The organism is Bradyrhizobium sp. Ec3.3 (genome assembly GCF_000472925.1).
Taxonomy (GTDB): Bacteria; Pseudomonadota; Alphaproteobacteria; order Rhizobiales; family Xanthobacteraceae; genus Bradyrhizobium.
Map to the genome: position 1 here is coordinate 55977 of NZ_KI421480.1, position 26824 is coordinate 82800.

The 26824-nt window shown below is 60.0% G+C and carries 26 protein-coding genes and 2 pseudogenes; 10 read left to right on the forward strand and 18 right to left on the reverse strand.

Annotated features, from left to right (window positions below):
• Nucleotides 1–555: 555 nt before the first annotated feature.
• A complete protein-coding gene (locus tag YUU_RS60010) occupies nucleotides 556–1647 on the reverse strand; it encodes a hypothetical protein (protein WP_245288355.1) in 1092 nt (363 codons plus the stop codon).
• A 936-nt stretch (nucleotides 1648–2583) separates the two neighbouring features.
• Here YUU_RS60010 and YUU_RS54815 point away from each other — a divergent pair.
• Nucleotides 2584–3691 (forward strand): annotated as a pseudogene (locus tag YUU_RS54815) (IS630 family transposase).
• Here the strand turns inward: YUU_RS54815 and YUU_RS58220 are convergent.
• The 5 genes and pseudogenes from YUU_RS58220 to YUU_RS0149245 form a co-directional block, all read right to left on the reverse strand.
• Nucleotides 3674–4450 (reverse strand): annotated as a pseudogene (locus YUU_RS58220) (IS5 family transposase). The pseudogenes YUU_RS54815 and YUU_RS58220 sit on opposite strands and share 18 nt — an antisense overlap.
• A gap of 197 nt (nucleotides 4451–4647) precedes the next feature.
• The gene (locus tag YUU_RS0149220) at nucleotides 4648–4935 is read right to left on the reverse strand and encodes a hypothetical protein (RefSeq protein WP_027528706.1); all 288 of its coding nucleotides are present in this window, start codon (nucleotides 4933–4935) and stop codon (nucleotides 4648–4650) included.
• A gap of 86 nt (nucleotides 4936–5021) precedes the next feature.
• Nucleotides 5022–5720, reverse strand: coding sequence for an AAA family ATPase (locus YUU_RS62260; RefSeq protein WP_245288351.1), 699 nt, complete (start codon nucleotides 5718–5720; stop codon nucleotides 5022–5024).
• 853 nt (nucleotides 5721–6573) lie between these two features.
• Nucleotides 6574–7272, reverse strand: a complete 699-nt coding sequence (locus YUU_RS62265; protein WP_245288352.1) for an ATP-binding protein — start codon at nucleotides 7270–7272, stop codon at nucleotides 6574–6576.
• 16 nt (nucleotides 7273–7288) lie between these two features.
• Nucleotides 7289–8413: a hypothetical protein gene (locus YUU_RS0149245; protein WP_027528710.1), complete on the reverse strand. Its 1125-nt coding sequence runs from the start codon at nucleotides 8411–8413 to the stop codon at nucleotides 7289–7291.
• Between the two features lie 966 nt (nucleotides 8414–9379).
• On the opposite strand from YUU_RS0149245, the gene YUU_RS0149250 reads away from it, so the two are divergent.
• Nucleotides 9380–9979 carry a hypothetical protein gene (locus YUU_RS0149250; protein WP_027528711.1) on the forward strand — a complete coding sequence of 200 codons (600 nt, stop codon included), beginning with the start codon at nucleotides 9380–9382 and terminating at the stop codon, nucleotides 9977–9979.
• Between the two features lie 106 nt (nucleotides 9980–10085).
• On the opposite strand, the gene YUU_RS0149255 is transcribed toward YUU_RS0149250, so the two are convergent.
• The 3 genes from YUU_RS0149255 to YUU_RS0149265 all read right to left on the reverse strand — a co-directional run bounded on the left by YUU_RS0149255 (nucleotide 10086) and on the right by YUU_RS0149265 (nucleotide 12473).
• Complete coding sequence (locus YUU_RS0149255) at nucleotides 10086–10316, reverse strand: hypothetical protein (protein ID WP_027528712.1); 231 nt, start codon at nucleotides 10314–10316, stop codon at nucleotides 10086–10088.
• Nucleotides 10317–10720: 404 nt separating this feature from the next.
• The gene (locus YUU_RS0149260; RefSeq protein ID WP_027528713.1) at nucleotides 10721–11632 is read right to left on the reverse strand and encodes a nucleotidyl transferase AbiEii/AbiGii toxin family protein; all 912 of its coding nucleotides are present in this window, start codon (nucleotides 11630–11632) and stop codon (nucleotides 10721–10723) included.
• Nucleotides 11619–12473: a type IV toxin-antitoxin system AbiEi family antitoxin domain-containing protein gene (locus tag YUU_RS0149265; protein WP_027528714.1), complete on the reverse strand. Its 855-nt coding sequence runs from the start codon at nucleotides 12471–12473 to the stop codon at nucleotides 11619–11621. Before YUU_RS0149265 ends, YUU_RS0149260 begins: the two co-directional genes overlap by 14 nt.
• Before the next feature lie 393 nt (nucleotides 12474–12866).
• Here YUU_RS0149265 and YUU_RS58225 point away from each other — a divergent pair, with 393 nt between their 5' ends.
• The gene (locus YUU_RS58225; RefSeq protein WP_084802093.1) at nucleotides 12867–13235 is read left to right on the forward strand and encodes a hypothetical protein; all 369 of its coding nucleotides are present in this window, start codon (nucleotides 12867–12869) and stop codon (nucleotides 13233–13235) included.
• Here YUU_RS58225 and YUU_RS0149270 read toward each other — a convergent pair.
• Nucleotides 13180–14511 (reverse strand): integrase arm-type DNA-binding domain-containing protein, encoded by a 1332-nt coding sequence (locus YUU_RS0149270; protein ID WP_027528715.1) that lies wholly within the window; start codon nucleotides 14509–14511, stop codon nucleotides 13180–13182. The two genes, YUU_RS58225 and YUU_RS0149270, sit on opposite strands and share 56 nt — an antisense overlap.
• 965 nt (nucleotides 14512–15476) lie before the next feature.
• Here YUU_RS0149270 and YUU_RS0149280 point away from each other — a divergent pair.
• Nucleotides 15477–15983 (forward strand): hypothetical protein, encoded by a 507-nt coding sequence (locus tag YUU_RS0149280; protein ID WP_156945006.1) that lies wholly within the window; start codon nucleotides 15477–15479, stop codon nucleotides 15981–15983.
• Between the two features lie 312 nt (nucleotides 15984–16295).
• Here YUU_RS0149280 and YUU_RS0149285 read toward each other — a convergent pair whose 3' ends face one another.
• On the reverse strand, nucleotides 16296–16754 hold the full coding sequence (locus YUU_RS0149285) for a hypothetical protein (RefSeq protein WP_156945007.1): 459 nt from the start codon (nucleotides 16752–16754) through the stop codon (nucleotides 16296–16298).
• Between the two features lie 406 nt (nucleotides 16755–17160).
• On the opposite strand from YUU_RS0149285, the gene YUU_RS62270 reads away from it, so the two are divergent.
• Nucleotides 17161–17244 carry a TfoX/Sxy family protein gene (locus YUU_RS62270; RefSeq protein WP_245288353.1) on the forward strand — a complete coding sequence of 28 codons (84 nt, stop codon included), beginning with the start codon at nucleotides 17161–17163 and terminating at the stop codon, nucleotides 17242–17244.
• A 447-nt stretch (nucleotides 17245–17691) separates the two neighbouring features.
• Nucleotides 17692–17868 (forward strand): hypothetical protein, encoded by a 177-nt coding sequence (locus YUU_RS60830; protein ID WP_198032000.1) that lies wholly within the window; start codon nucleotides 17692–17694, stop codon nucleotides 17866–17868.
• 30 nt (nucleotides 17869–17898) lie between these two features.
• Here the strand turns inward: YUU_RS60830 and YUU_RS0149300 are convergent, their stop codons facing one another.
• On the reverse strand, nucleotides 17899–18105 hold the full coding sequence (locus YUU_RS0149300) for a cold-shock protein (RefSeq protein WP_027528718.1): 207 nt from the start codon (nucleotides 18103–18105) through the stop codon (nucleotides 17899–17901).
• Nucleotides 18106–18483: 378 nt separating this feature from the next.
• On the opposite strand from YUU_RS0149300, the gene YUU_RS60015 reads away from it, so the two are divergent.
• Nucleotides 18484–18627, forward strand: coding sequence for a hypothetical protein (locus tag YUU_RS60015; RefSeq protein ID WP_156945008.1), 144 nt, complete (start codon nucleotides 18484–18486; stop codon nucleotides 18625–18627).
• A gap of 372 nt (nucleotides 18628–18999) precedes the next feature.
• On the opposite strand, the gene greA is transcribed toward YUU_RS60015, so the two are convergent.
• The 4 genes from greA to YUU_RS0149340 form a co-directional block, all read right to left on the reverse strand.
• On the reverse strand, nucleotides 19000–19482 hold the full coding sequence (gene greA / locus YUU_RS0149320) for a transcription elongation factor GreA (RefSeq protein WP_027528719.1): 483 nt from the start codon (nucleotides 19480–19482) through the stop codon (nucleotides 19000–19002).
• Nucleotides 19483–19548: 66 nt separating this feature from the next.
• Nucleotides 19549–19947, reverse strand: a complete 399-nt coding sequence (locus YUU_RS0149325) for a hypothetical protein (protein ID WP_027528720.1) — start codon at nucleotides 19945–19947, stop codon at nucleotides 19549–19551.
• 259 nt (nucleotides 19948–20206) lie between these two features.
• Nucleotides 20207–20725 (reverse strand): hypothetical protein, encoded by a 519-nt coding sequence (locus YUU_RS0149330; protein WP_027528721.1) that lies wholly within the window; start codon nucleotides 20723–20725, stop codon nucleotides 20207–20209.
• A 219-nt stretch (nucleotides 20726–20944) separates the two neighbouring features.
• Nucleotides 20945–22492 (reverse strand): acetolactate synthase large subunit, encoded by a 1548-nt coding sequence (locus YUU_RS0149340; RefSeq protein ID WP_027528722.1) that lies wholly within the window; start codon nucleotides 22490–22492, stop codon nucleotides 20945–20947.
• 337 nt (nucleotides 22493–22829) lie between these two features.
• On the opposite strand from YUU_RS0149340, the gene YUU_RS0149345 reads away from it, so the two are divergent.
• Together YUU_RS0149345 and YUU_RS0149350 are read left to right on the forward strand one after the other, a co-directional pair.
• Complete coding sequence (locus tag YUU_RS0149345; RefSeq protein WP_371260622.1) at nucleotides 22830–23327, forward strand: L,D-transpeptidase; 498 nt, start codon at nucleotides 22830–22832, stop codon at nucleotides 23325–23327.
• An 85-nt stretch (nucleotides 23328–23412) separates the two neighbouring features.
• Nucleotides 23413–24231: a DUF2927 domain-containing protein gene (locus tag YUU_RS0149350; protein ID WP_027528724.1), complete on the forward strand. Its 819-nt coding sequence runs from the start codon at nucleotides 23413–23415 to the stop codon at nucleotides 24229–24231.
• A 95-nt stretch (nucleotides 24232–24326) separates the two neighbouring features.
• On the opposite strand, the gene YUU_RS0149355 is transcribed toward YUU_RS0149350, so the two are convergent.
• Nucleotides 24327–25133, reverse strand: a complete 807-nt coding sequence (locus YUU_RS0149355; RefSeq protein ID WP_027528725.1) for a class I SAM-dependent methyltransferase — start codon at nucleotides 25131–25133, stop codon at nucleotides 24327–24329.
• A gap of 344 nt (nucleotides 25134–25477) precedes the next feature.
• Here YUU_RS0149355 and YUU_RS0149365 point away from each other — a divergent pair, with 344 nt between their 5' ends.
• Nucleotides 25478–25738, forward strand: a complete 261-nt coding sequence (locus YUU_RS0149365; protein WP_027528727.1) for a DUF3551 domain-containing protein — start codon at nucleotides 25478–25480, stop codon at nucleotides 25736–25738.
• 33 nt (nucleotides 25739–25771) lie between these two features.
• Here YUU_RS0149365 and YUU_RS0149370 read toward each other — a convergent pair whose 3' ends face one another.
• Nucleotides 25772–26761 carry a hydrolase gene (locus YUU_RS0149370; protein ID WP_027528728.1) on the reverse strand — a complete coding sequence of 330 codons (990 nt, stop codon included), beginning with the start codon at nucleotides 26759–26761 and terminating at the stop codon, nucleotides 25772–25774.
• Nucleotides 26762–26824 lie beyond the last annotated feature (63 nt).

Here is a 26824-nt window from a genome sequence, read left to right on the forward strand (position 1 = left end):
GAACTCATCAACCTGGGTGCGGCAAGCCGCCAGACCGCGCCAAAGGTGTCCTTCGCGGGCGTCTCTGAGACGCGCGACGGTCCTATCTTTAGGCATGAGCCTACCCCCAACCCTTCGGACCCAGCGTCGTGGCGCTCGGCTCCGGCGCGTTTTCAGCCAGTGCTAGTTTTTGGAGGCGGTGATGCTGTCCTCCAAGACCGGCTGCTTTATCGATTTCGGTACACCAATTGAATTTGTCGCAAAGGAACTGCCGCCAATCTTGGTAGTTCGCCTCCGACTTCCGCAAGGGTTGAGTCCTTCGTCAAGCGCAATCAATATAGTATTCAATTTAGTCGTTCCCCCCTTCGGGATTGTTCCCGATCGCAGGGACTAGGGACCCTTGGAAGCTCCTATCGCCACTTCCTTTTTGCCTTTCGCCGCTCCAGGTATTTCCTTGCCGGTCTTCCATGACGGTCCAGGCGGCCCGCCTCTCGAGCACGCCGGGCCGCTCAGGCGGCCCGGCTTTCTGTCCAAAATTTTGCCGAGCGCCTTAGGCGCGAGTCGTCCTAGTGTGTGTCAGAAATAGGGATCGAGATTCTTGACGGCGATGACAAACATCTCCCCCTTAGCCCCATCGGGTCCGTTTGTGCCGCCACCGAGATTTGCCGGGTTGGGATAGTCTCCCGGCGAGCCGGGACCCGAGGGACCGCACCAGCCATTTCTTCCTGCGCCGGAGCCGCCGCCGCCAGGAGTGCCTGGCGCTCCACCTCGACCGCCAGCCCCGCCCAAGCCACCTTGGTTGTTGACGCGGGAGTAGCTGAACGCATCAGCTCCCCGCTTCAGCGATACGAATACGAGTGTCGCACCGGCGCCACCGGCACCGCCGTTGCCGCCCCGTCCTCCCTGGCCTGCAGTGCCGCCGGTTCCTCCAGGACCGGGCCCCTCGTGGCAATCGAACGCACCACTTGCGCCTTCTTTTCCATTTCCTGCATGGCCGCCATCACCACCTCGGCCACCTTGCCCGCCTGCGCCTCCATCAATTCCACGCACAAGCACGGCCAGATTCAGAATGCCAGGCGGGATCTCCTTTCCCTTGTCATCGAGGAGCTTCTCCGCAATCACATAAATCGTGGGGAGTGTGATCGCCGATCCGTCTGAGCCCCGTCCTCCTGGTTGTCCCGGATGACCATCATTGCCTCTTCTGTTGGTCTCACCAAAATTGTCTGCTCCCTTCTGTCCCACCGTGCCGGCGTTTCCGTCGCTTGCGGCACGAATACTCATTTCGCGTTCGATGAACGAATAAGCTGAAGCGTCCCTGAATTTGAGAGTCTTAGTGACGATCGCGACCCAGGGGTAAGAGAAATTCGCCAAGACCAGATGCGCGTCCTTGTCGAACACAATTTCATCGGCCTTGATGACCTGCTGGGTAAACGTCTCCGACTTTGTGATGGGAATGACAGACCTGATCTTCGGTGCTGACTTGATCGCATCGGCGATTTCTTTCGGCACCTCCGGGGGAGCGACAACCTCCAGATCAGAAGCATCGCGCGTCATAACCGCCGCGCGGTCGACGAAGATACTTTCGGCAAACGTGGGTGGCGAACAGGCCACCAACATTGAGGTGGCCAAAAACCAAGTCCGCATCGCGAATCTCCATTTGAAAAACAATGATGCCCAGTTCCCAGGTTGGCGGTGGGCGCAATAGCCTTACAGCGCTAATGCTGCATCATGGTGAAGGCCGTTTACTGGCTCTCTTCCGCATGGGAATGCAGCTTCCCTTCGTTTATCTTTGTAAAACGCATTTTTTGCGCGGTTGGCGGCGCACACGCGCTGCAGTCTATTCCCAGAGTGCCATTAGTGAGAAAGAGAGCACCGAGGCGCAAGGCATTTATTAATCGAACGGTCGATGATGGAGTCCGTTTTCGGTGCTCGGCCGTCGCGCCTTTGCCGATTGGAGCACACGCCAGGATTCGGCGTCATAACGCCACGGCGCAACAATAGCTGGCCATCATCGGCCGTGGCGCGAGCAGTTGAGGCCCCTTGACGGCCTTTTCCAGAAAATTGCGCGGGGCAGAGACAACTTCCCGAAAACGAACGGGCCACCGTGACACGCGTATTTCTTTGTCAGAGGAGTCTGCTGCTGGTTGCCTGCTCCTAATGGCAAGTTGTGATAGCGATTGTCGACGTAGAGGCTCGAGAGCAGGACGGTTTTGAGTTTACTCTGACAGCATTCACCCGCTAACGCGGCGTCCCCGCCTGCCGTGACACCACCGAACGTCCGGCTGTTGTGCGGAAACGAGGTCTTACAAACCGAGCACCTGTCACCGTCGTCGCTCGTGAGGGCCGTGATTTGGCGTTGCACTCTCCACCGCGCGGATGGCTTTATTCCTGTACCCGCTATTGAGCACTCCCGGCCGGGTCAAAAGCAACCGGCCCGCCACCACCCACATTCCAGCGGCGGCAATTAGCAGCAAACCGAATGCCCCGCCAACGCGGTGCCAAGTCTTGTTGCGGCGTTCTGGACAACTCTAGGTCGATAGCTAGTCATCTGGAATACAAGTTCGTCACATAAAAGATCGTTGGGGGCTCTGAGGGAGAGCGCTTGTGGCGAATGCAGGTGTGAGAGGCCGACCGACCGCGCCGTTGGTGCTGAGTCAGCAGGAGCGGACATACTTGGAGAGGCAAGTTCGTCGTCATCGTGTTGCCCGGTCGCTATCTGAGCGGTGCCGCGCGATCCTGCGGTGTGCTGATGGCCTGCCAAGCAAGTCCGTGGCTACCGAACTCGGCCTCCATGAACACACCGTTGGCAAATGGCGCCGCCGATTTTTGAAGGATCGCTGCGATGGCCTGCTTGACGAGGCCCGCCCTGGCCGCCCTCGCACCATCAACGACGATCAGGTTGCCGCCGTGATCGAGCGAACGTTGCGGACGACACCGGCCGACGCGACGCACTGGTCGATCCGCTCGATGGCTGCGGAAACTGGCTTTTCCACACCACGATCCGCCGAATGTGGGCGGCGTTCGGCTTGCAGCCGCACCGTAGCCAGACATTCAAGCTGTCGAGCGATCCGCTGTTCGTCGACAAGGTGCGCGATATAGTCGGCCTTTACCTATCCCCGCCGAACCGAGCCCTTGTCCTCAGCATCGATGAGAAAAGCCAGATCCAGGCGCTCGATCGCGCGCAGCCGGTCTTGCCGATGATGCCCGGCGTGCCGGAGCGTCGTACGCATAGCTACGTGCGGCATGGTACGACCTCGCTGTTTGCCGCGCTCGATGTCGCCTCGGGGTTCGTCATCGGCGAATGCTACATCGCCACCGGGCGGTCGAGTTCTTGAAGTTTTTGAAAGAGATCGATGCTCAAGTTCCTGGAGGCCTCGATATCCATATCGTCATGGACAACTACGCCACCCACAAGACACCCAAGATCAAGGCCTGGCTCGCCCGTCGGCCGCACTATCATGTCCACTTCACGCCGACTTCCGCGTCATGGATCAATCAGGTCGAGCGCTGGTTCGCTGAACTCACCAGAAAGCAGATCCAGCGCGGTGTTCCCACCTCCGTCAGGCAGCTCGAGGCCGACATCCGCACCTTCATCGACCTGCACAACAAGAACCCGAAGCCGTTCAAATGGACCAAGTCCGCAGACCAGATTCTGGCCTCGGTCAAACGCTTCTGCCACAAAGCCCAGCAGACTTTATGTGGCGAACTTTAGATTCACGTGACTATTAGTGCCGAGCCATGGCCTGATAGACGCGAGTTGGACGAAGGCAAGGTAATTGGCGGCAAGTTTGTCGTAGCGCGTCGCTACCCGACGACATTGCTTGATCCTGTTGAAGAACCGCGCAACTCGATTGCGAGCCCGATAAAGGTAAGGACTGAAGCAGATCGGTTCGCTGCGATTGCTTTTCGGCGGAATGTTGGCCCATGCGCCTTTCTTGATCGCAAGCTCTCTAATCCAATCGGCGTCATAGCCACGGTCCGCCAGCAGCATCGATCCGGGCTTCATGCGAGCCAGGAGTTTTCCAGCAAGCCGATTGTCGTGGGCTTCACCAGGCGTCAGCGCGTGTCGGACCGGTAGGCCGTTTGTATCCACGACCGCATGAATCTTACTGGTCAATCCGCCCCGTGACCGTCCCATGCATTGTCATTTATTCCGTTTGATGCAGGCTCCATGTTGATGCACGCGGACAATCGACGTGTCGATCATTTGCACAGCGGCATCATGGGCGGCTGCCAAGACCTTCATAATCGCCGCCCACACACCTGCTCGTCGCCAACGAACGAAGCGATTGTAGCATGTGGTATATGGGCCGAAGTTGTCTGGTAGATCGCGCCATGGCGCCCCGGATCGTAAAACCCAGAAGATGCCGTTGAGTACACGGCGGTCATTCACCCGCGGTACGCCGCGGGGCTTATTTGGCAACATTGGCCTGATGGCAGCCCACTCCCTGTCGGTGAGTTCGTAGCGCATGATTCGAGCCCCCAGTTTGGGAGTTTGAATCACAGCTCGGAGCGCGCTCTCAAGTGAGGTCCCGCCTAGGCGTTCGGACGCTATGCGCCTGGCAGCAGACCTATTATGCTCACATTGAGTTTTGTCGAATTTGACCCATTGCAGAAGTCGCTGCGAAATAGATCTCTGCCCAGATGCCGGCGTCGCTCAAAGCACCACTAGATTAGAGACGCGAAAGCGAATGTCGCCAGAAAGCCCGCGGCCGCCACCAGAATAAAAAAGATTAGGCCAAGTAGTCCGGCAAGGCTCCGGTCCAATTCGATGCGGCCGTTTCTAATCCGGTAGTAACTCAGAAATTCTTCCTGAGAACTCCGCAGCGGATTAACCGTCAAGGGTTGAACAACGACCTTTCCACCGGTAATGAGTTGGAGAACAACGTGCGCGACGCCGCATCCGATGAGGTCGAGCAACATCCAAAAGACGAGTTCAAAGACGAATGCAGTCATACGAGCAGGGTATCGCGCCACCAACGATTTGGCCCGCGAGCTCGCGCTATTATTGTGTGACTTAGGTAAAGTAACGTTGAAGGCGCTCAAGGCGATAGGTCCGCCTTTGGCTCCTTCCTGACCTCCTGATCAACTCGTCGCACGCACGAATGGGAGACGCACTCGACGCAAGCCTCATCGAGCAGAAGGAGGAAAGCCATATCGTGGGTGAAGACGATCACTTGGCGCACCTGTCCGGCTTCGGCCAATCGGGCAGCGACCCGATCACGATGCAAATGGTCGAGCGACGACACCGGATCATCAAACACGATCGCCGACTGGGCATCGATCGTCGACAGTTCGGCGAGGAAGGCTGCGAGCGCGACGCAGCGATGCTCGCTTTCGCTGAGAACCTTGCCGATTGGTTCGTTCGGCTTGCTGATAAGACGGACCTGGAAAAAGGGTACGCCAGCAGCGATTTTAGCCTGCTGAAGCTCGATAGCAAGACCCGAGACGCCGAGTTTGTCTACCTCGATCGCGAACCGTGCACGGAGGCGGTTGGTGACGAGCGCTTGGGCGATACGCGCACTCTGCGTCGTGATCTTGTTTGTGGCTGTATCCTTGCTGGCTTTCTCGATCGCTTCGATGACCTTCAGGCGGTCGATCTGGGCGAGCACATCGGCCTTCACCACGCCTAGCCATTTGCGATCTGCAAGAGCGTCACGCTCTGCGACGAGGGCGGCACGCTGCGGAGAATTGGCCTCAGATTGCAAGCCGCCAATGCGGGTGGCGATGTAGTTGAGCACCGCGCGCAACGCCTCGAAGGAATGGTCCACTACGGGCGGAAGATTCGGCAGGGCTTGGAGGGCGTGAGTTCGCAAAATGGAGCGCACTCGCCAAACGGCGTGCACCCCCTCCCGACGAAGGGCGATCGCGAGCTACTCTTGGCCGATATGTCCCGTATCAACGAGGTAATGACCGTAAGATCCTTCATCGATATATTTGGCGACGATACCTCTTTGAGCTTCTCGCCGTAGGCATCTGCGGCTTCCTGCTCACGGCGCTTGCTCTCGTCCCGTACGAATGCTTCGAAGCTGCTAAGCCGCTTTGAGGCTTGCTCGTTGAGTGGCTGCTGGCAGAGCACGCAATGGGCTCCAGTTTCGGTCACCGGAAACGATCGTTCGGGATAGGCGGCAACGCGAGAGTAGTTCCGGGCGGCTTCCCACAGTAACTTCCAGACCTCCGAGCCGACCTCGGGTAGAGGCTCGTCCGCAAATAGGTCGGCGGAAGCGGCCGCCACGGCCGAGCGCGCGGTTGCAAGGCGCGTGTAGGCATCGCGGAGTGCCGTCCGGCTTTCCTCTGTAGCAGCCGATCTAAGGCGGCCGAGCTGTTCGATCAGTGCCTTGATACGTGCTTCTTGACCCTGGAGCTGACGAACCGTGCGCGCAGGATCGCCGGCAAGATCGATATTGAGCGTCTGAAGGCGCGCGTCTTCTTACGTGCTTAGGACGGCGAGCTTCTCAACAGCTTCTGACTTCGTCTTGCCGGATAGGGCGCTGATCAACTTGCCGACCGGTGTATCCGGCATGCATTCGGGTTTCGACAGAACGGCCGGCGTTTGCTCTTCGAGCGCCCTTGCCTCCTCTTGGAGTCTAGCTTTCACCTCTTGGCAGGCCTGTGCGAGGATGCGGAGAGGGAGCGGCGTGTAGGCGAGATCGTTGGTGTTTTCGACATGATGTTGGCGGTGCGCCAATCGAAGACGCTCACGGCGGAGAGCATTGGGTCGGGCGCGCACCCCTGTGTCCAGGATGCGCTTCGCTTCTGTCCACCTATGTTGAAATCGACACCGGCGGCTGGGGTGCCGATTGCTGCCGCATAGATGTTGGGCAGGATCGCCTCTCCTTTTGGCGAGCGGGCGCGGCAAAGTTGCTTAAGGACACGGGCGTAGCCCGATTTGCCGGCGCCGTTGTCGCCGTAGATAACGGTAACGCCCGTCTTGCCGAAGGACAGACGCTCGCCAGGCGCAAGGGCGTTGACGTTCGACAGGCCATGGAGTGCCCCAAGGTTAACCATAGCGTGGCTGGCGGCCGGATCTCTAATGTGGCTTGCGTCGAGCGGCGCGGCATTGTCCATCCCCTTGCAGATGGAGACCAGGGTCGTGATGTCGCCGGTTTCCAGCTTGGTCTGGCCACATAGCCGGCGCAAAGCGTCACGTTGCCAACCCGGCAGGTCCGCCGACCATTTGAGGATATCGGCGAGCGCCGCTGCCTCGTTCGAGAGATCGCTATCTTGCGTTTCCATTCGTTGTCCTAAATCCTGGCGCCTCTGATGGGGTCGGTCGTTGCCGGTGATTTTCATCTTCGGCGGCTGTGTTTCAGTTGCTGCTTTTGATATGTCGCTCCTCGCCAAGCGGGATGATCCAGCCGCCGGCACGATCAGGGCGAGCAAATTCGTCTGGGGCCCCCTTATCGGCGAGGCGGTTCTGCACGATTTGAGGCTCTGCCTCGATAGCTGCGCGAATGAGATCACGTTCGACACCCACGAAAACCGGCCGCAGATTGAGTCGAGCGAGCGTTTCCTGGTCGGCCGGCGAGACCTCAGCATCGGTGACCGGCCGGGTACGGGTGACGACCCCGCCAACCAGTCCATCTAGCGTGCCCGCTTTCGCGACTTCCCTGACCGGAGCGGCATCCAGAAGTGCTCGGGCGGATTCGAGATCGCCCTGAAGTCGTCGCGCAAAGGACTGGTGCGTGAGGCGTTGGAGCGCGCCGGCCAGTTCGGGATGACCGAGCGGCATGATTAAGTTGGCGATATGGAGCCGAAGGAGTCCAATAAAGAGCGCATCCTTTTCTTCGGGATCGACGGGCTCGCCTTCATCGATGGGATCGCGAACCGATATGAGGGCTTCCGAGGGGCCTGCCGCAGCATTCGCCCAGCGGGTCGCGATCGCGATACGTTTCACCGTGACTTTCCGCCCTCCGGCGGTGACGTCGATCCGTCCCGCTTGCGCCCAAGCGCGGTCCAGCGCCTTGGCGGGCCCTCCAAAATCGTGGCAGCCTTTGGCTTCGGCCACGGTCAGTGACGACAGGTCCGAAGCGCAGGCGATCCAATCAGGTAAATCGCCTCGATATAATCGTTTGACTTTCACTCTTCTGCGCCGATCCAAGTCGATGGTTCGGCTGCCGAGATGAGCGAAAATCGAGAGATTTAAGTGCCGCTCGAGATAAGCGCGAGCGACAAATCGCCCAAATAGGCCCGATAGGGCGACCTTGACTTCGCGAGCCTGACCAAGCGGCTCTTTGAAGATGAAGGGTGTTCCTGGACCGGTTGACGTCAGGAGCGCATCAAGAATAGACCATGCGCCATAAGCAGCACCAGGCGTCTGTAGTACCTCGCGAAGCCCAGCATCCTCAATATGCGTTACCTCTAGGCTGACGGTCGGGCCGACGACCGGGCTTGCTGTCGGCGGATCGAAGTTATGAAGAAAGGTCCTTGTCATGAGTCGGCGGCGGCATTCGGTCTCGATAAGTCACAGGGAGGGTGCGCAGCGCCCCGCAAAACTTGCGAACTCACAAGGGGCGCACGTGCAGGTTCGTGAAAGACTTTTAGAGAGCTTCGTTTGCGTTCTCCGTCTTGAACAAAGCTTTAAATAAATATCTCAATTGTCCTCTTATGCGCCGATGAAAACTCTCCGGGCCGAGGTGCTCTAAGACTTGCGATTGCGGCTCCCCCTTTTGCACGACGTACCTATCCATGATGGATTTTGCGCGGACGACGTGCTTGCCAAACACCCTTTGGACTAATGACGTACGACGTATTCGAACATTAATGTGCAATGCTAGATATCTGCAGACACCGATCGGTACGAATCGTCCTACCGAGCGACGGTCGAACTTCATCCAAACCCGACGAGGACAGGAAGAGCTAGATCCGTGTCGTACGAATCGTGTCTTAGTCGACGGCAAATAGCCGGTCGCGTTCCGTTTGTCGATTGCCCTCGGAAGACACCCGAGCGGGTTAGAATACACACGAGCACGAAAGTAAACAGGGTTTCGCTTCAGCGGAAAGCGCACGAAGCCCGAGCATCGGACGCCGGCAGCAGTCATGATGGGAAGCCGCCGAGATGCGGCAAGAAAGTAGGCCGATTCGAGGCAGCATTCCTGCTCTTTTCAAGGAAAGGATGCATCTTTCCAGCGCGGCGGGTGCATCGCCGAGCTTCGCCGGCACACGGCCCAGCGTTAGATAGACGAACCAGCAAAGGCGCACAGGACTATCAGACATTTGCGGCACGCAGCAAGTCCGAGACGAGGCTCGACGCGGTGTGAGTATTTAACGGAGAAACATGCAAGCGAAACGGCCGGAGCCCAAGTCGTGAGGGCGCGGGCACGCCGAGAACTCGTACTTGGTACTGTCCCGCGGAAGAAACGAATAGCGATAGCCTCAACCTTATCTTGGCGATGCGAATATGTCCGATGCATTTGAAGAGCTGATCAACAATAATCCGGAATGGAAACGTCATTATGAGCTGATCAGGACGCTTGGCGGCGAGAGCGAGCGAGGCATGGCTGTCCTGGTCGGGGCCGAATTGGATCGCGCGCTAGAACTCGTGCTGCACGCGTATCTTGCGCCTGGAAAGGCGCGGACAGAACTCTTCTCTGGCAGCTCCCCGCCGCTCGGCACGTTTTCAGGTAAGATCAATCTTTGTCGAGTGCTCCATCTTATCACGGACGGCGAGTGCGCGGCCCTGCACACCATCCGGAAGATTAGAAATGAGTTCGCACATAACCCGAGCGCATCGTTCGCAAATGCGCAAATCAGGTCCTGGGTGAACATATTAAAGAGCGATCCCGAACAGGATCACAAGGCCAAATTCGAGATTGAGGCCGCGGGACTGATCGCTTCGCTCGAAACGACGGCTGTCGATCAGGCGCACGGGAGAGTCTATGAAGAGTCGTACAACAACTGGTACCGACGTGGTGCCGATCCCGACGCCAAGCCATTCGGATCGAAAGAGGAGGCAGCCCTGGCATATCAATCGAAAGAAACTGATACGGCTGCGCGTTGATTTGGGTGGCGCTTGACAACGGAGCCCCCAAGGAAACCGATCTACCGGTGCTCCTTCATAAAACCGACCAATATCGACTGACAGGTCAACCGTCTGCTCTCGGCGGTCAGGCCTTCAATTTCGTGCGCGCGGTGTAAGGATGGGAGTCCGACATAATGGCTCCCATGTCGTTGCCCAGGACCGAACTCGATCCATATTGAAGTTCAACATAGACCGTTCCCCGGACAACGAGGTCGATAAATTCATCGTCGATACTCACCACGCGAACATCGCCAACGTGGTGCTTATCGAATGTCGTGTGGGTCGAAAGCTCGTCCAACTCCTGCAAGGTCTCCAAGAATGCATCGAAAGGCGTGTCGTTGAACGCTCCGGAACGGATCTATTCAATACCATCCGCGATCAGCTCCTAACCAAATATATGGCTGCTAACGACCGCAGCGCCGGATGCCTCCTTGTCGCCATTGCAAAGGACGATCGGCAAACGTGTCGGCTTTGACGAACTGATGATCGTTCTGACGAGGAAGCCGAGAGGAGATCCAGGGAGTTCGGCGCAACATAAAGCTCATGGCGCGGGGATTGGACCGCCGGCCGCGGCTATCCACGGAAAAGAGTTCTCGCCTGGAGGGTCCATAGAGGGATGCCGAACTACGACCGGTTCTTGTACTCAAGAAAAATTGCCCGATCTCTTGCCCGCGCTTGAGCTTACGGTCATCAACCACGGCAGAGGCAAGATCATAGACTTTATGTGAAGAGAACCTTTTCGAGAGCCGTGACAAGCTCAGCGCGCTTCTCCTTTGATAGTTTGTCGAGATTCTGCTGACGCCATTTGACAGCCGGTAAATCGGCGGCAGATGGCACGCCAAGAAGATTCCAGTCCGGCTGGCCACGCTCGAATAAGACGAGGAATTTGCGGTGGGCCTCCGGCATCTTTCCAACGATCTCGTGCACGAGCGCTTTGCGTGCAGCAAGAAGCTTATCTTTTGAGACGGGCTGGTCGGTCATGCCCTCAAAACCATGAAGAAACTCGTCGCTGATGTCCTTTGGCGGTGAGGCCAGGACCTCAAACATCGGACGGTCATGGCTCAAGAGATAGACAATAAAGGCCTTGCGGAGGTCATCGGTAATGCCCTCATTGGCGAGCAGATCGCGTATATCAAACAGGTCGCGTGGATGCTGCCGGTCCAAAGCAGCGACGATCTTTCCGCCATAGAGATCGGCGAAGGAGACGATGCGGGCCTCCGCAAACCCGAACTCCTTCTGGACGGCCGAACTCGCAGGAGCCAGAACAGGCTCAAACACACAGCCGCGCAGGACGGGCGTGACTTCAATTTTGATCTGGACGCCCTGCGAACGAACGACCAGTTTGACGGTGGCGCCCTCTTTTTGTGTCTCGTGAACCTGCGCTGCCGGAATTGTCTCTCTGACTTTGGTGGCGATGCGCTTCATCGCAGCGTCGATGTCAGCGAGAGACTCGGGTCGTGGCGCGACGGGAACATAGGTCAGGTCGATATCGACGGAGAGACGCGGCATGTTGCGCACGAAAAGGTTGATGGCGGTGCCGCCCTTCAAGGCAAAGCACTTCTCTTCCGTGACGATCGGCAGGACGCGTAGCAGCAGCGCGACCTGCCTTTTGTAGATGTCAGCGAACGCCATCGAGATCTCCAGGAACGGTTATCTGATAGGTGGGATCGAGGATGCCACCTCTCACGAGCAGGCGCTTGCCGTGACCGAGATCAACGGATTCCTTCTTGAGGTACTTGAGCCAGGCATGCTTGTGGCGATCGGCAAAATAAAAGAAGAGACGCTTGACCTTCACGCTCGCGCAATCGTGCAGGAGCTTTTGCAGACGGTCGGGCCGAAGATTGGTGAGACCGCCAAGGAGAGCATCGACCTGCTCGAAACTCTCGTGGTTGGGCAGTTCGTCGAGCAGTTCGAAGACGGCGCGCTCGGGCGTCGAGAGCGTCAGAGGCCAGTCCCATTGCCCCCAGTTCAATTGCGTGACGTCGCCGCCGCGAAATGCCGTGACATCCGTCATCTTCCCGGTTTCGACATTCCAGCGGACGCTGCTTATGCCCTTTGCAACGGGATCGTTTTTGAAGAGCCGCCGGTCGTTGTGATAGACGAATTTGAGGTGCAGCGGCAGCTTGTGGACCCATTGTGGTGGCGGCTTTGGTCCATAGAGATGAACGCGGGTGGCCGATTGTGGAAGGTAGTGCGCATATCCTTGTAGCTCAAGCGCCGTCCGTCCTCCGACAACAAGAGGCGAATAATTAAGGATCGTCTGAAGTGAGATGACCACCTGTTGCCAGCTCAAGCCCCCGCGTGGTCGACGGAAGACGCTGCGGGTCGGCTGCTCGAGCCAACCTGATTTGACGTACTGATGCTGCAGTTGGGTCGAATAGCCTTGGGACTTGAGCCAAGCGGCGTCGACGAGCATGCCTTCCGGGAGGATGCTGGCAAGGCGGTTTAGGAGTCCCGTCTTTTGTCTATCCATACTTGATACTTGAGCATACTCTCAAACCACCGTCAAGTTTGAAAAACCTCTGGAAAATCCAGCAATTATTGACAATTAGCAAAACTTATAAACTGGGGGCGGAAGAGCTTGCGCAGCCAAAGCGCCACGCCTCTGCCAGAGCGGGAATGCCTTACGATAAGCTTCCTCGCCGTGTCGCAAGAACCGGGAGTGCGGGGGGCGGATTTGAACCAACACCCCTCAGGCTATAAGAAATCGAAAAATGCTCCCGGGCGCGTCCAGGCCAATCGAACCTGTTCGTCCTATTTGTACGCTACAATCACCCAGCAGCCATACCTGTGCACGTGATTTCTTTCTGGCTGGAGCAGCTTACGATCTTATCGCCTCAGACCGACCATGGTTCGGGGCGGAGGCATGAGCGGCAAGGACGAAAGGACTAGGACCGAGGCATTAGGGTCACCAGATAGTCGGAAAATGCCGCTTGCCACGAAGCGCCGTCGCAAGAACCGTGGCGTGCCACCGCCGGCGGCGTTCGACATCGATGCGCTGCCGGCCAGCTCCAATTTGACGGCATTGGAGGCGGCCGCCGTTATCCGGCGCACGCCCGGTGCTCTGGAGCAGTGGCGGCGTGATCCGAACCACCCGCTGAAATGGCGCTACGTCGACGGCCGCCCGCTCTATCGTGTCGATGCGGTGCGCGACTATCTGGCCAAGTGCGATAAAACCACTAAGACGCCTCGGCCGCATAATGCTCACGGAGACGCCCGAGGAGCTCGGCCTTGATCGGGTCAAGCGGATTCGTCCGCTGCAGGCGCACGATTTTGCCGACCCGTCTTGCGCCTACCAACTCCGCAATATAGTCGTGAGCCGCTTCGAACGCCATCTTGCGGATGATCCACTGTTCGTCGTGATTGTAGACCTGATCGATTCCGCTTGGCTTTTGCCCAACACACAGCCGCTGGATTTCGTTGTCATAGCCACAGCGTGACATGATGGTGCGTAAGCTGCGCCTTAGGTCATGCATGGTGAACTTGGCGACCCCCGATTCCTTGACCAGGCAGTTGACCATCTTGGTGAAGCCCGACATCTGGCCGCCGGTCTTCGGTGACGGGAAGACACAGTCGGACGTCGCGCGCTGGAAATGTTTCGCTGCTGCGAGCACCTCGTCAACGAGGTGAGTGCGCGGCACATCGTGGTGTAAACCCATCTTGGTCCAAGCCGCATCAAAGGTGACGCGGTCGTTCATGATGTGCTTTTGCCACTCGATGATGGTCGGTTCGCTTCGGCGCGCGCCGCCGAGCAAACACATCCTTGTCAGGAGCCCAAAAGTGCCGAGCTTGCCGGACGCTTGCCAGACCTTGATGATTTCTTCATCGCTCAGTGCGCGGCCCTTCGTTCGGCGTCCCACTCTCTGCGCACGAGTTTCCTTGGGCTCGCGATAGCCAGCCAGCACATTGTGGTCGACATAGCCCTCGCCGACGCACCATTCGAGGAACGTGTGGGTCTGCTTGCGCAGGTCCCTGGCCGCGCCGCGCTTGCCGGTCTTGGCGACGCGGTCGACTGCCGCCATGATTTGCCGCCGCGTCAGGTCCCCTACGCCGCTCTCGGCGTGCTGCTTGAGCCCGCGCCGCAATGCCGACATGGCTGGCTTCCAGTTGACGACCTGACGTCCGGTCAAGGACATCTGGTAGGGACCATCTTCGACGATGAGGTCCGCCAGTGTGGTGCGTTGCTTCTCGGTTGCCTGTTGTCGCTTCGCCTGGCGTTTCGCATCGTTGGGGTCCATGCCCTTGACCACCTCGCCGGCGGCGATGGTGGCAGCCTTGCGCGCGGCCTTCTCGTTATACTTGGGCCACGGGCCGAGGGTCTTGCGCTGGGTCCCCCTCACTCCCGGCTTGGTGAAGAGGTAGACCCAGGTCCGGCCGCCGGTGGCGCGCATGCGCAGGGCGAGGCCGGGCAGCTTGTCGTCGTGGAGATAATGCTGCGCCTTGCCGAGCGGCAGCGTGGCGTTGCGGATCACCGCATCGGTGAGTGTTAGCTGGTTGGTCGGCTCTGGCATGACTCTTTCCCCGCCTTTGTGCCCCGGCGTGCCCCGCGAGGGGAAAATCGCGCCCTATCAGAACCGGCTCTCCGAGCATCACCGTGTGCCCCAAAAAGGAAGGACCGAGAGACCGTAGCTCAGACCCACCCTCATTTTTGTGCCCCAAGGGAAAAATCTGAGGGGGCACAACAGGGGCACACAAAATGCAGCATGGCCGCTTATGGTTCACTGAGGCTTAAAACGACCATAAGACACTGTAATAAAACGAATTATTTCGACATAACTATGGCTAGCTGGGGCCCGCTTGGATCTACAGATTGTGGTTCACACGGGAGAGGTCCAAGGTTCGATCCCTTGTGCGCCCACCATTTATCCTAGATGTCGAGGATCGCTGAGGGCTCCCTCCTGCTGAGGGATGCAAACGTCCGATTTGCCCTCGCAAGCGGAAACCAGGCAGCCGACCGACACAGTCTGCGAGGGCCGAAAAGCCACCGAACGAACCGCACACAACGCGAGCACACCGATGAAGCTTGAGGTCGATCTGTCGAGGTAGAAGGTATGGATTTCTCAGAGTGGATAACGTTTGAAGCTGGCCGAATTATCCGCATGGGACTTGCCGCCCCCGAGGAACACCGAGCGGATTACATGCGGATTCAAATTGAGTGCGCCTTGCGCAAGGCGTTCGCTCACGGGAGAGATGGACTTACTGAGGCTGATCCACCTCGCGCGCTTGGTAGTGCCCACTCCAGGTCAAAAGCGCTTTTAAGGCGCATGAGATCAGGATGAATCGTCATCGCGCTTTGGGTTATTGTTTGAGCTGATCTCCGCGCAATCGCCAGCTTGTCGCACGAACCGTGAACCAGTTCACAGGGTGCTCTGTATGGCTTGCGCTACCTTGGAGCGTGTCGAATTGAAGCGGCAGTCGGCGAGAGGTTCTTTCCGGCGGGGTGATCCACGTCATGCGGTAAACGGAGGTTTATGTCATGTCGGATTCCAATGCGCTTTCAACCGTCGCGATTTCAAGCGTGGTCGCCCTCATTGTTTCCGGGCTCACAAGTTTTACGACTATTCACGTGACGAACAGTGAGATAGCCCAAAAGAAAGAGGAACTTCAGCTGAAACGGCGCGGCGAACGGCTGGAGAATTATCAAACGGCCATTGACCTGCTGACGGATTACGGCTGGCGAAGCGACGACCCCAAATATCGTGATGCGATCGTGCGTGAGTTTACGATCCCACTTGTACAGGCTGCCAATCGGCTGCGGGTTTATGGCAGTCCAGCCACTATTGCCGCGATGGACGAAATCCAAGGTGCATTCGGGATGTTGAATAAGGCCAAGCGGGACAGTGAACGCGCTGATGCCGAGAAAGCGATCAGCCTCGGTCTCGACCACCTCGTCATCGCTGCTCGCGAAGATGTTGGACCGAAGAAAGAGGATGACTTGAAGGATGTCCCATTCCGTCAGGGCGCCGGACCTCGAGCAAACTGAGGCAACAAAATCATACACCGACGTTTGATCTGGATAACTCGCACATCACTTGATCCTGAGCAGCCTTGCCGCGTTCAGACTGGGAACGGACGCCTCAGGCGGATGGCTGAACCGGTAGAGTGAGCTTTCTCGAACTTGTGACCAAATCTTCCAAAGCGCGATGAGATCGGGATGAATCGTCATCGCGCCTTGGATTGTTGTTCGAGCATGATCTCCGCGCAAACAGCGATCCGCTGATGTCGCGAGGGAAAACCGCTGCACGGTTTGCGTAACGCGGCCCTTCGGGGCCGGATCATGCTCTCGATGCCGCCATCAAAGATTCTTGTTGAGGTAGTCGCGAACCAGCAGCTTGTTTTGATTCGGCGTGAGACTGAAGTTGAACTTCACTGTTCCTTCGCCGTCCAGGGTCACCGATGGGGTGGCCGCGCCACCGCAGGTCAGCGTCTTGACCTTTGCGCTCAATGCTTCCTTGCCGAGAGAATCCGAACAGATATCCTCCATCGCAGCCAGGGCCGCGGTACACCACGAGACGACGTTCTGGCTGGCGATCTGCGCGGAGTCGAAGCCGCTCCAGTCGAAGCCAGTCTTCAAATGTGTGCCACAGGCGCGGTCCGTGAGTTCAGCGGCATGCCCCAGCTCAGCTTCGCGTGAAGCGTGCATCCGCCGATCTTCCAACGATTCCGCCGCCGCGATACGTACCCCAAGGCAGCTAAGCGCGAGCGTGAGTGCAAGCGCCGACCACTTCAGGCCACGGATCCTTAGTCTACGCATTGAATTTCTCCCTTGTATTCGTGCAATTGGCCTTGCGATACACCGATTGCCTGTCGGCAAGAGCCATATCACCCAAGCTTGGTCGCAAGTCGCCCTTCTCGGGTTCGAACAGCAGCAAGGCTGCCAGCGAGAACGTTTTCGGGCGAGCGATGGATTCGAACCCACGAGCCCAACCCTGGCAACACAACGAGACGGCGCGCTGTGGCCGGCGATGATGAGAACTACGCCTACGCCGCGGCCCGCTAGCGGCGACGGCAAGACACTGCTATCGACGACAGCGGCGAAGCGGCATGCGCTTGAAGGTGCAAACCGAGACTTCTAAGATATCGGCATGGTCGCGAGCCAAGAGTATGCCGACTTTTTGCGTGAGCAACTGGCCCCGCTGGGCCGGATCACAACGCGACGCATGTTCGGCAAGACCGGCGTATTCTGTGATGACGCGATGCTCGGTATGGTCACGGAGAATACGCTGTATCTCCGGATAGATTAAGAGAACCGTGCGACGTTCGCCGAAGCCAAATCCTATCCGCCGTTGAACTACAGCAAGAAGGGGACTCTCATAGACCTCGCATTCTGGCGTGCGCCGGATCGGCTGTTCGACGACCCTGACGACTTGTCCAATGGGCGCGGTCAGCGTTGGCGGCTGCGCGTCGGGCTGCGGCAAAGAGGAAGGTCTCGAGCGCAAAGAGACCAGCAACCGAACGCGCGTCTACCCGCGTCAGGCGCACCAAATAGCAGCCACTGGACCGCGGCGGTTCAGAACCCGGCCCGGCCGGTCTCTTTCTCTCCTTGCCCGGAGAGGGGGGGGCGCCGGCGGCGCATAGAAGGTGATGCGAGAAACCGAATATTGCTTATATGAGATAACAATGTTTGCTCTGACCTAATCAAGCGATTACGGTCCTCATCCCTTTTTTAGTAATGAGTTCGGGGCCTGCCAATGACTGGTTTCCAAGCCAAGCTGGAACGCTTTGAAAGCCTTGCTGACGAATGCGAGTTGATTGCCAAACGTGCGCATGGAGGCAACCGCGAGTTATACCTGCGGATGCGCGAGCACTATCGCGGCCTCGCAAATGATATGCGCGCCCTCATTGCGTCGTTCGACGTCGCCGCCTGATCGCTCGCACCTCTGCCCCCCGGCGCGCCGTCACCCAATCCGCAGACTTTCCGCAGACATTTTGCCCGAGCGCCCAGCCCTCAGCTCGTAGCTGATCCGCGCGCCCTCGGCCAGGCCCGTATAGCCGGCTTGCTCGACGGCACTGATGTGGACGAAGACGTCTGAGCTGCCGTCATCAGGCTGAATGAAACCATAGCCTTTGGTCGCGTTGAACCACTTTACTTTGCCCATTGCCAAGGTCGTATTCTCCGAATCACGAAAGTATCTCCTAAGGCTAGCCTAACAACGGACGCCTGACTGTTCGATTCCCGACGCTGGAACGGCACCGACCGTCGGCCGGGAGCGGCCAACCAATCACACTGACCGTAGGAACGTTCTGGTCCGCCGCGCGTCACTACAGGCGCAATCGATCCTGTGTGCCTTGGGGGTCGACCAATGGACAGAGCGGCCGCTTACGCCATCTCGGCCCTCCTCTTGGGAGGCGGTATCTGGATCTTTGTCGCGGGCCTGTCCTCCACCTCGCCCACCCTGTGGACTGTCGTCGCGCTAGACCATATCTTAATCGGTCTCATAAGCGCCGTCGGCCCCAGCTAACAATTTCAGTGAGGCCTCAGGATGCTCGACAAAGCGCTGCAGCTTCAGCTTCCTCATTGGCTGATGATCGCCGGCATGTTTCTGGTGATCATCGGGACTCTCGGTATGCTCTTTCCGCGTCGAAGGGAGCCGTCTTCGGAGCGGTCAGTCAATACCGATAACTAGCCTTACCGGCGCCCGGTTGCGCTCGCCCTCGTGACTGCTGGGGAAAATCTGTACTGGGTCAGCCTGTCTGCATTTTCCGAATCGGTGACCCGTGCTCGCTCTCTCCTCGCAGTTTCAAATAGCGGGGTGCGTACGCGTGGGCCATTTCGTCTCGATGCTTCTGCTTGCCATCGCACTCACCCTGACTTTGTGCTTCGGGGTGGCAGCTTGGCGCCTTTCGGCCAGCAGGGATGCCGACATAACTGCAACGATTCCACATCAGGAATACGGCTGGAGGTTGAGGCCCGAACACAACTGAACGCCCTTGCGCATGCTCGCGCTTTCGCAAACATGCGCGTCGAGCCTGAGCCTGTGGAACGCCTCCACGCGCACCTACGCGATCGACAGAATCTCGATCTCCTGATTGCCCGCCCCGACGACGTCTCCCACCGCCTTCCCGATCAGCGATTTCGCGACCGGAGCCACGAACGAGATCGACCCGGCCTTCGGATCCGCTTCATCCTCCCCGACGATGCGATAGGTCTGCACGCGGCCGTCGGCTCGGCTGAACGTCACCGTGCTGCCAAAGGCGACGGTCTCGCTCGACGCCGGATTGGGGACCAGTTGGGCCGTGCGGAGCCTTTCGGCGAGGTAGCGGACGTCGCGCAAGGGGACCGCCGACTGCCGGCGCTTTTCGTTGACGTCTTCGATGCGCTGCGCGGCCTCATAGGCCTCGCGCGCCTGCCGAAGCTGCAACTCCAAAGCCTGCAATCCCGATCGGGTCACCAGGTTGGGATGCGGCGAAATCGGGCGATCCGGCAACAATGTCTCGGACGCGGTTTCGGCACTCTCTTCTTTCGTAAAGGCAACGCTCAATCCAGGACCTCGTCGATGTTGAGAGGCGACGCAACGCCGTCGCGTCGCGCCGCCCGCGAATATGCGCTACTTCTTATCAAACGGAATGTATTGCTGATACTCCTTCGGCACCGAGCTGCGGTAGCGCGAGGGAACCGTGCCGGTGTTGATCGAATGATCTATCTCCTGCTGCCGCGTCATCTGCTTCTTCTTGGCCGGCTTCTTCTCGGTGGTCTTCTTCGAATCCGTTGACGGCGTCGTGGCGGTCGCGGCAGCCGGGGGCGTCGTTGTCGCCGGCGCGGTGGTCTCGGTCGTCGCGGCCGGCGCTGTCGTGGTTCCGGCAGGCGCAGCGGTCGTGGCTTGAGGCGGCGGTGCGGTTGCCGCAGGCGGCATGGTGGTGCCGTCGGTACTCTGAGCCAGCGCGATCGGCATCTGCAACATGAGCGCGAATGCGGCACTCGCGGCGAGCAAATATGACTTTTGCATCGAACCTCCAAAGTTCCTGATCCGAATGATGAAGGCTAATCCCGCGCGATGGGCGTGCGCAAGTCGCCGAGCATAGGCCGAAAGGGCCGCACTGTGGCCAGCCTCACACAGCAGGCATTGCCGTACCGCCTAAAGCGCGATGAGATTAGGATGAAGCGTCATCGCGCTTTAGGTTGTTGTTCTCGAGCATGATCTCCGCGCAAACGCGTTCCGCTGATGTCGCGAGGGAAAACCGCTCCACACTTTTCCGGATCATGCTCTATTGCGGCATACCGGGCCCGGTCTCCTTCAGCCGTTCCGTGAACCAGGCGGTCTGCATCTTGTCGAGCACGCCACCGACATAGATTTCCACGGTCGTTACGTTCGTCCTCGCAAGCACGAGCAGCACGCCGATCTGGTAGGCGAACCAGATATCGGGATCGGTGAGCGCCTTCAGCTTCTGCTGGTCGTGCTCGATCGCGGTGTGATTGCTCGCGTTGCGGATTTCAACGGCGATCAAATTGTTCGGGATCTCGCGCTGATGCACGACGACATCAGGATAGATCGATTTTCCCAAATGATCGTCGGTCGAGATGATCGAGCCGCGCGGCAGGTGCAGCGTGCGCTCGCCGAGGCGATCGTAGTTGCAATCGACCGACCAGCCGGAGAACTGCTTCTCCAGATAGACGGCGAAGCGGTGGGTGATCGCGCGCTCGCCGACATCCTTCGCGAACAGGAAGTCTTCGTGCGTGTAGAGATCCCGCAGCGCCGCGATCATCTTGTTCAGCTCGGTCTGCATCGTGCTCCCCGCCCCCAGGCGCTCTAGTCCTGCCGCGTTACAAGACCCTCATGGTGAGGGGCGCGGAACGCGCGTCTCCGGTCGATGCTGCGCATCGCCGGGAGAACCATGAAGGCCCGGATCTCGCCCGCGGCCATCCTTCGAGACGCCCGCTCATCGCGGGCTCCTCAAAATGAGGGGAGAGTACGTATGGCACAGTCGAAGCAATCGGAGCTTACCTCACATCACGACTTCGATCAGCCGCGGCCCCGGCTCGGCGACGGCTTCCGCAAGCGCCTTGTTGAACTCGTCGGCGTTGGTGACGGCGCGGCCCGGCACGCCCATGCCCTTCGCCAGCGCCACGAAATCGAGGGTCGGGCGATCGAGCCTGAGCATGTCGTTCGCGCGCTGGCCAGGCTCGCCGGCGCCGACGCCGTCGAACTCACCACGCAGGATCTGGTAGATGCGATTGGCGAACACGATGGTGACGATGTTCAGTCCTTCGCGCGCCTGCGTCCACAGCGACTGGATCGTGTACATCGCGCTGCCGTCGCCGACCATGCACATGACCTTGCGATCAGGACAGGCGATCGCAGCACCGATCGAGAGCGGCGTCGAGAAGCCGATCGAGCCGCCCATGTTCTGGATCCAGTCGTGTGGTGCCGCCGCCGCCGTCGGCGGGAAGAAGCCGCGCCCGGTGGTCAGGGTTTCGTCGACCAGGATCGCATTCTCCGGGATCGCGTACGCAATTGCCTGCGCGATGGTGGTGAAATTGAGCGCGCCGGTCGGCTTGACCAGCTCCTGGAGCTGCTGCGGCTTGACGTCGTGAGAGGTGGCATGCAACGCGCCGGCGAGTGCCTCGAGCGCAGCGACTGAGTTCTCGCCCCACTCGGTCATGCGATGAACCTCGCAGCCCTCGGGCTTCAAGAGGCTCGGCTTGTTCGGATAGGCGAAGAAGGCGACGGGATCGTTGGCCTCGACCAGGATGATGTGGCGGAAATCCTTCAGCAGGGGCAGCGCCTGGTCGATCACATAGGGAATGCGGTCGATCGAGAAGCGGCCGCGGCCGCGCGCCATGCGCGGGCGGAAGGTCGGGCCCATCACCTGGCATCCGGTCTTCCCGGCGATGCGCTGCGCCAGCGCCAGCCCCTGCTCGGACAGCGCGCTGCCGACCATCAGCATCAGCGTGCGGCTGCCGTCATTGCGGAGGATCTTGGCGGCGGTGTCGACCGCCTGCGGCGAATAGGACGGGCGCTGCTTCTCGGCCGGCACCTCGGCGATGCCATCGGCCTCGTTCCAGGCGGTGTCGGCGGGCAAGATCAGGGTTGCGATCTGCCCTGGCGCGCTCTTGGCGGCAGCGATCGCCGCGGCGCCGTCGGCGGCGACCGACTTGGCATCCGGCGAGGTCCGCACCCAGGACGACATCGGCCGCGCCAGGCCCTCGATGTCGGAGGTGAGCGGCGCGTTGTAGCCGATGTGGTAGCCGGCATGCTGGCCGACGATATTGACGATGCCGGAATGCGCCTTCTTGGCGTTGTGCAAGTTGGCAAGGCCGTTGGCGAGGCCGGGGCCGAGGTGCAGCAGCGTCGAGGCAGGCAGGCCCTTCATGCGGTAGTAGCCGTCGGCCGCGCCCGTCACCACGCCCTCGAACAGGCCGAGCACGCAGCGCATGCCGGGAACGCGGTCGAGCGCCGCGACGAAATGCATCTCCGACGTCCCGGGATTGGTGAAGCAGATGTCGACCCCGCCCTTGACCAGCGTCTGTACCAGGCTTTCCGCACCGTTCATCGTTTTCGCTCCCGCGGCCTCTTTTCGGATCCGTTATCGATCAACCATTGTTCGCCGTCTTCGTCAAAGCAATAGCAGACATTGCTGCCCTGCCGCGCGACGACGAGGCATCTTGGCTAATGCGTCTTTGCCGTCCTGCGAGGTTTCCGCGTTTGGCAATCGTTAAGGATTGCGCCTGCTCACGCCAGCGTGGCTTGCGAAACGCCGGCAAATATGGCCTGTGGTCGTCCATTGAATCGATTTTTTGCTGGGGGAACGAATGAACCGGTTTTTTGCCGCACCGATCGCCGCCATCGCGGTCCTGACCATCGGCGCTAGCAGCGCGTCTGCGGCGGGGATGTTCGATTTCACTGGCACCAGCTCCACCGGCTATCTCGGCGGCGGGGCGAGCCCGATCCCCCGCAGCACCGTCATGTATCCCACCAACTACGCCCCCGGCACCATCGTGATAAACACCGGCGAGCGGCGGCTCTACCTCGTGTTGTCGAACGGCCAGGCGCTGCGCTACGGTATCGGCGTCGGCCGCGACGGCTTCCGCTGGGGCGGCGTGCATCGCATCTCCGCCAAGAAGGAGTGGCCAGAGTGGACGCCGCCGGCGCAGATGATCGCCCGCCGGCCGGACCTGCCGCGCCATATGCGCGGCGGTATCGAGAACCCGCTCGGCGCCCGCGCGATGTATCTGGGATCGACGCTCTACCGCATCCACGGCTCCAACGAGCCGGAGACGATCGGACAGGCGGTCTCCTCCGGCTGCTTCCGCATGACCAACGACGACGTGACCGACCTCTATAGCCGCGTCTCGGTTGGCACCACCGTCGTCGTCCTGAACAACTAGGGTCACGCACGGCCGAGGGAACCCGATGGGCTCCCTCGAAGGTGGTCTTGTGCGCGCGGCCGTATTCCGGCAGCGTCGGCTGACAATGATCGCATCGCGCCCGCTTTCACATCTCTCGCGCGCCTGCCTGCTGGCTCTCGCCATGCTCGGCTGCGCCGACGTCGGCGCGAACGCAGGCGCGGGGGGCGAGCTGCCGGCGGTCGCATCGCGCCAGCGCAGCGAGAAGAAGAGCTTCACCGACGGGGAGATCGTCGACGGCTTCTTCAAGACGGCGTTCGGCGCCGAATATCACCTCGCCGGCCGCGTCGACCGCATCCGCAAATTCGACGCGCCGGTGCGCGTGTTCGCCGAGAGCGACGGCCGCGCCGACCGCAAGGCGCAGCTCGCCAAGGTCATCGCCGATATCGCGAGGCGTGTGCAGCATCTCGACATCGCCATGACCGACGATGCTGAAGCCGCCAATGTCCGCGTCAAGCTGGTGCGCGACCGCGACCTCTATCGCACCATCTCGACGTTCTATGGTGCGGAGAAGGCGCGCGAGATCCGCTCCTCGCTCGATCCGCAATGTCTCTCCGGCTTCCGCAAGAACGAGAAGTTCGAGATCGAGCATTCCGACGTCATCCTGACGGTCGACAATGGCGACTTCGTCTTCCTCGACTGCGCCTATGAAGAGGTGCTGCAATCGCTCGGGCCGATCAATGACACCGCGAGCGTGCCCTGGACCATGTTCAACGACAATGTGTCGATGGGCTATTTCGACGTCTATGATCAGTACATCCTCAATCTGCTCTATGACCCCCGCATCAAGGCAGGCATGACGGTGCTGGAAGTCCGCAGCGTTCTGCCCGAGGTGCTCGCCGACGTGCGGGCCTGGGTGAAGCAGGTGAACAATCTGGCGGAATGAGCGCGATTGCGCTCCAAAGCGCGCCCCCTTCTCCCGCAAGGGGAGAAGGGGGCGCACCTTGCGATTGTGGCTGCAAGTCGCTGATAGCCGAGATTTCAAGCCTTCTGCGCCTTCGTCATCAAGAACTGCTGCCGCATGACGTTGTTCGCTGGATCAAAATACTCCCCGATCAATCCTTCGAACTCGCTGCGGAAGCTGCGCAGCTTGTCGGGCTCGTCCTTGTACTGCTGCAGCAGCTTGATCAGCGGCCCGATCGTTGCCTCCATCATGCGACGGACATGCTGCGGGCTGAGCGCGGCCGGCGTCATCATGTCCATCTCGAAGGCGAGACCCTTGACCTTGCCGGCGAGGCGCTCCGCGACGACCTTGGGATCGCCCCACAATACCGGCGAGGCAGCGCCCTCGGGCGGCGGCACGTGGCGCGCGACCAGCGCGAACATCCGCCCGACGTAGAGGTGCGGCGGCCAGGTCGAGAAGGCGATCGTTCCGCCGGGCTTCAGGACGCGCAGCATCTCGCCGATCGCAATTTCGGGACGCGGCGCGAACATGTGGCCGAACTGGCTCAGCACCACGTCGAACTCGCCGTCGCCATAGGGCAGGTTTTCGGCATCGCCCTCGGTGAAATCGATGTCGAGCTGAATGAGCCCGGCATGCTCGCGGGCTCGCTCGAGCAGAACGGGAGAGAGGTCAAGCCCCCGCACCTTCGCGCCTCGGCGTGCCGCGGTAATCGCGACCACGCCGGTTCCGCAGCCGACATCGAGTAGCCTCTGGCCGGGCTTGACGCCGGCAAAGCCCACGAGCTTCGCGGCGGTCGGCGTGGTGAACGTCTCCATCGGCGTGAACAGCGACCAGGCTTCCTTCTGGATCGCCTTGAAACCTGCAAACGGGTCTTGAGCGGCCATGGAACTCTCCCTTCGTGGCATCCATCTCAATGAGGCTGGCGATCGAGGCCAGAGGTTCAACGCTGGTCTTGCGACGGATCGCCCGCGAACGCACGGCTGCGTCGTTTCACGCGATCTCACCGCGGTGTCGCCCAAGCGTCACATGCGCTTCAGCCAATCCCGATACTCGGTGCTTCCTTTCGAATAAACCCGCGCAACCTTCATTTCCGCCAGCCCGCAGATCCGCGACGAGACGTCTTCGCTTGAGTGCAGCGATGTACGACATCTGCTACAATGCCCGATGTCGGACTTGATGATGGGTTTCGCTTCGCTCTACCCGTCCTACGTCTGAAAGAAACCACGCCATGCGCATGCTTCAATTGCTGATCCTGGCGGGCGCGACGATGCTGACGGTCGCACCAGCTGCGGCGCAACGCTACGACCCGCGCTACCCGGTCTGCCTGCAGTCATGGCATCAGCGTGGCATGACCATCATCGACTGCAGCTATATCTCGATGGATCAATGCCGGGCGACGGCCTCGGGACTTGCGGCCATGTGCCTGGAGAATCCGTATTGGCAGGGACTGCCGATACGTGGTTCGCGACGGCAAGACCGCGGCTATTAGGCCGCGATGATCGGCCTACATGGAAGAGTAGCGCTACCGCGCTTCGCTCTCGCCGACGAGATGCTCGCGGAAAAACCGCGCGACGCTGGAGTTGAACTCGCGGTGAAAGCCAGTCCTGTCGAAATCCACCGGATTGTCGGTGCAGATGCGCGGGACGGCGGCTGCGAGCTCCGCCGAGCAGGGAGTGAGGAAGGCGTAGTGGCCGGCCGGCACGACGTGGACTTCGGGCGAGCCGGGAAGCTGGCTGGCGATGAGCGCGGTGAACTTCGCCACGACGCCGTAGCCGCCGAGTTCCGAGCGCCAAATCTGTAGCGGAATCTGGATGCCGCTCAGAGCTGCACGGTCGAAAGCCCATGTCGATGCGATATCGGCGAGCACGGCAACCTTGATGCGCGGATCGTGGGGCGGGCTCGGCGGCACATCGCCGCTGCGCGCGCGCTCGCAATTCTCGGTCCTGTCATCCTCCTTGCAGACGATGGTCATCCTGCGGAGGTCCGCGTTGCCGCCGACCAGCACGAGGCCGGTGTAGGCGCCGAGCGAAAAGCCGAAAAGGCCGACCCGCGCGGGATCGATGACCGCCCTGTCTTTCCAGTCGTGCAGCATGAAATCGACGAGGTGGATCATATCGACCGGACGCGACGCCCAGACGGACATCTTGTCGCGTCGCGAGGAGTCGTTGGCATTGTCGCCGGGATGATTGATGGCGGCGACGATGAAGCCCGCATCGGCCAGCGCCTCCGCCGTGTCATGATGTGCGCCGAACCACGCGCCGCGCCCGTGGGAGAAGATGACCAGCGGCAGCCTGGTCCCCGCGACAGGGCAATCCTTCGCGCCCATCAGGCCGAATTCACCCGGCACCGTGAGATTGCCGAGCGCCACGACCTTCGGCTCGCGCGCGCAAGGGTACCAGATGGCGCCCTGGAGGGCCGGATCTGAATCGAGAAGCTGGATGCCCGCGGCGCCAGCGGGAGAGGCCAGACCACTGAGGATCAAGGCACAAGCGATAGACGTCTTGAGTCCCACGGCAGCCCCCTTCATTTGCGCGGCGGAGCTGATCAGCGAACGACGACGGAATTGTGTCGGGAG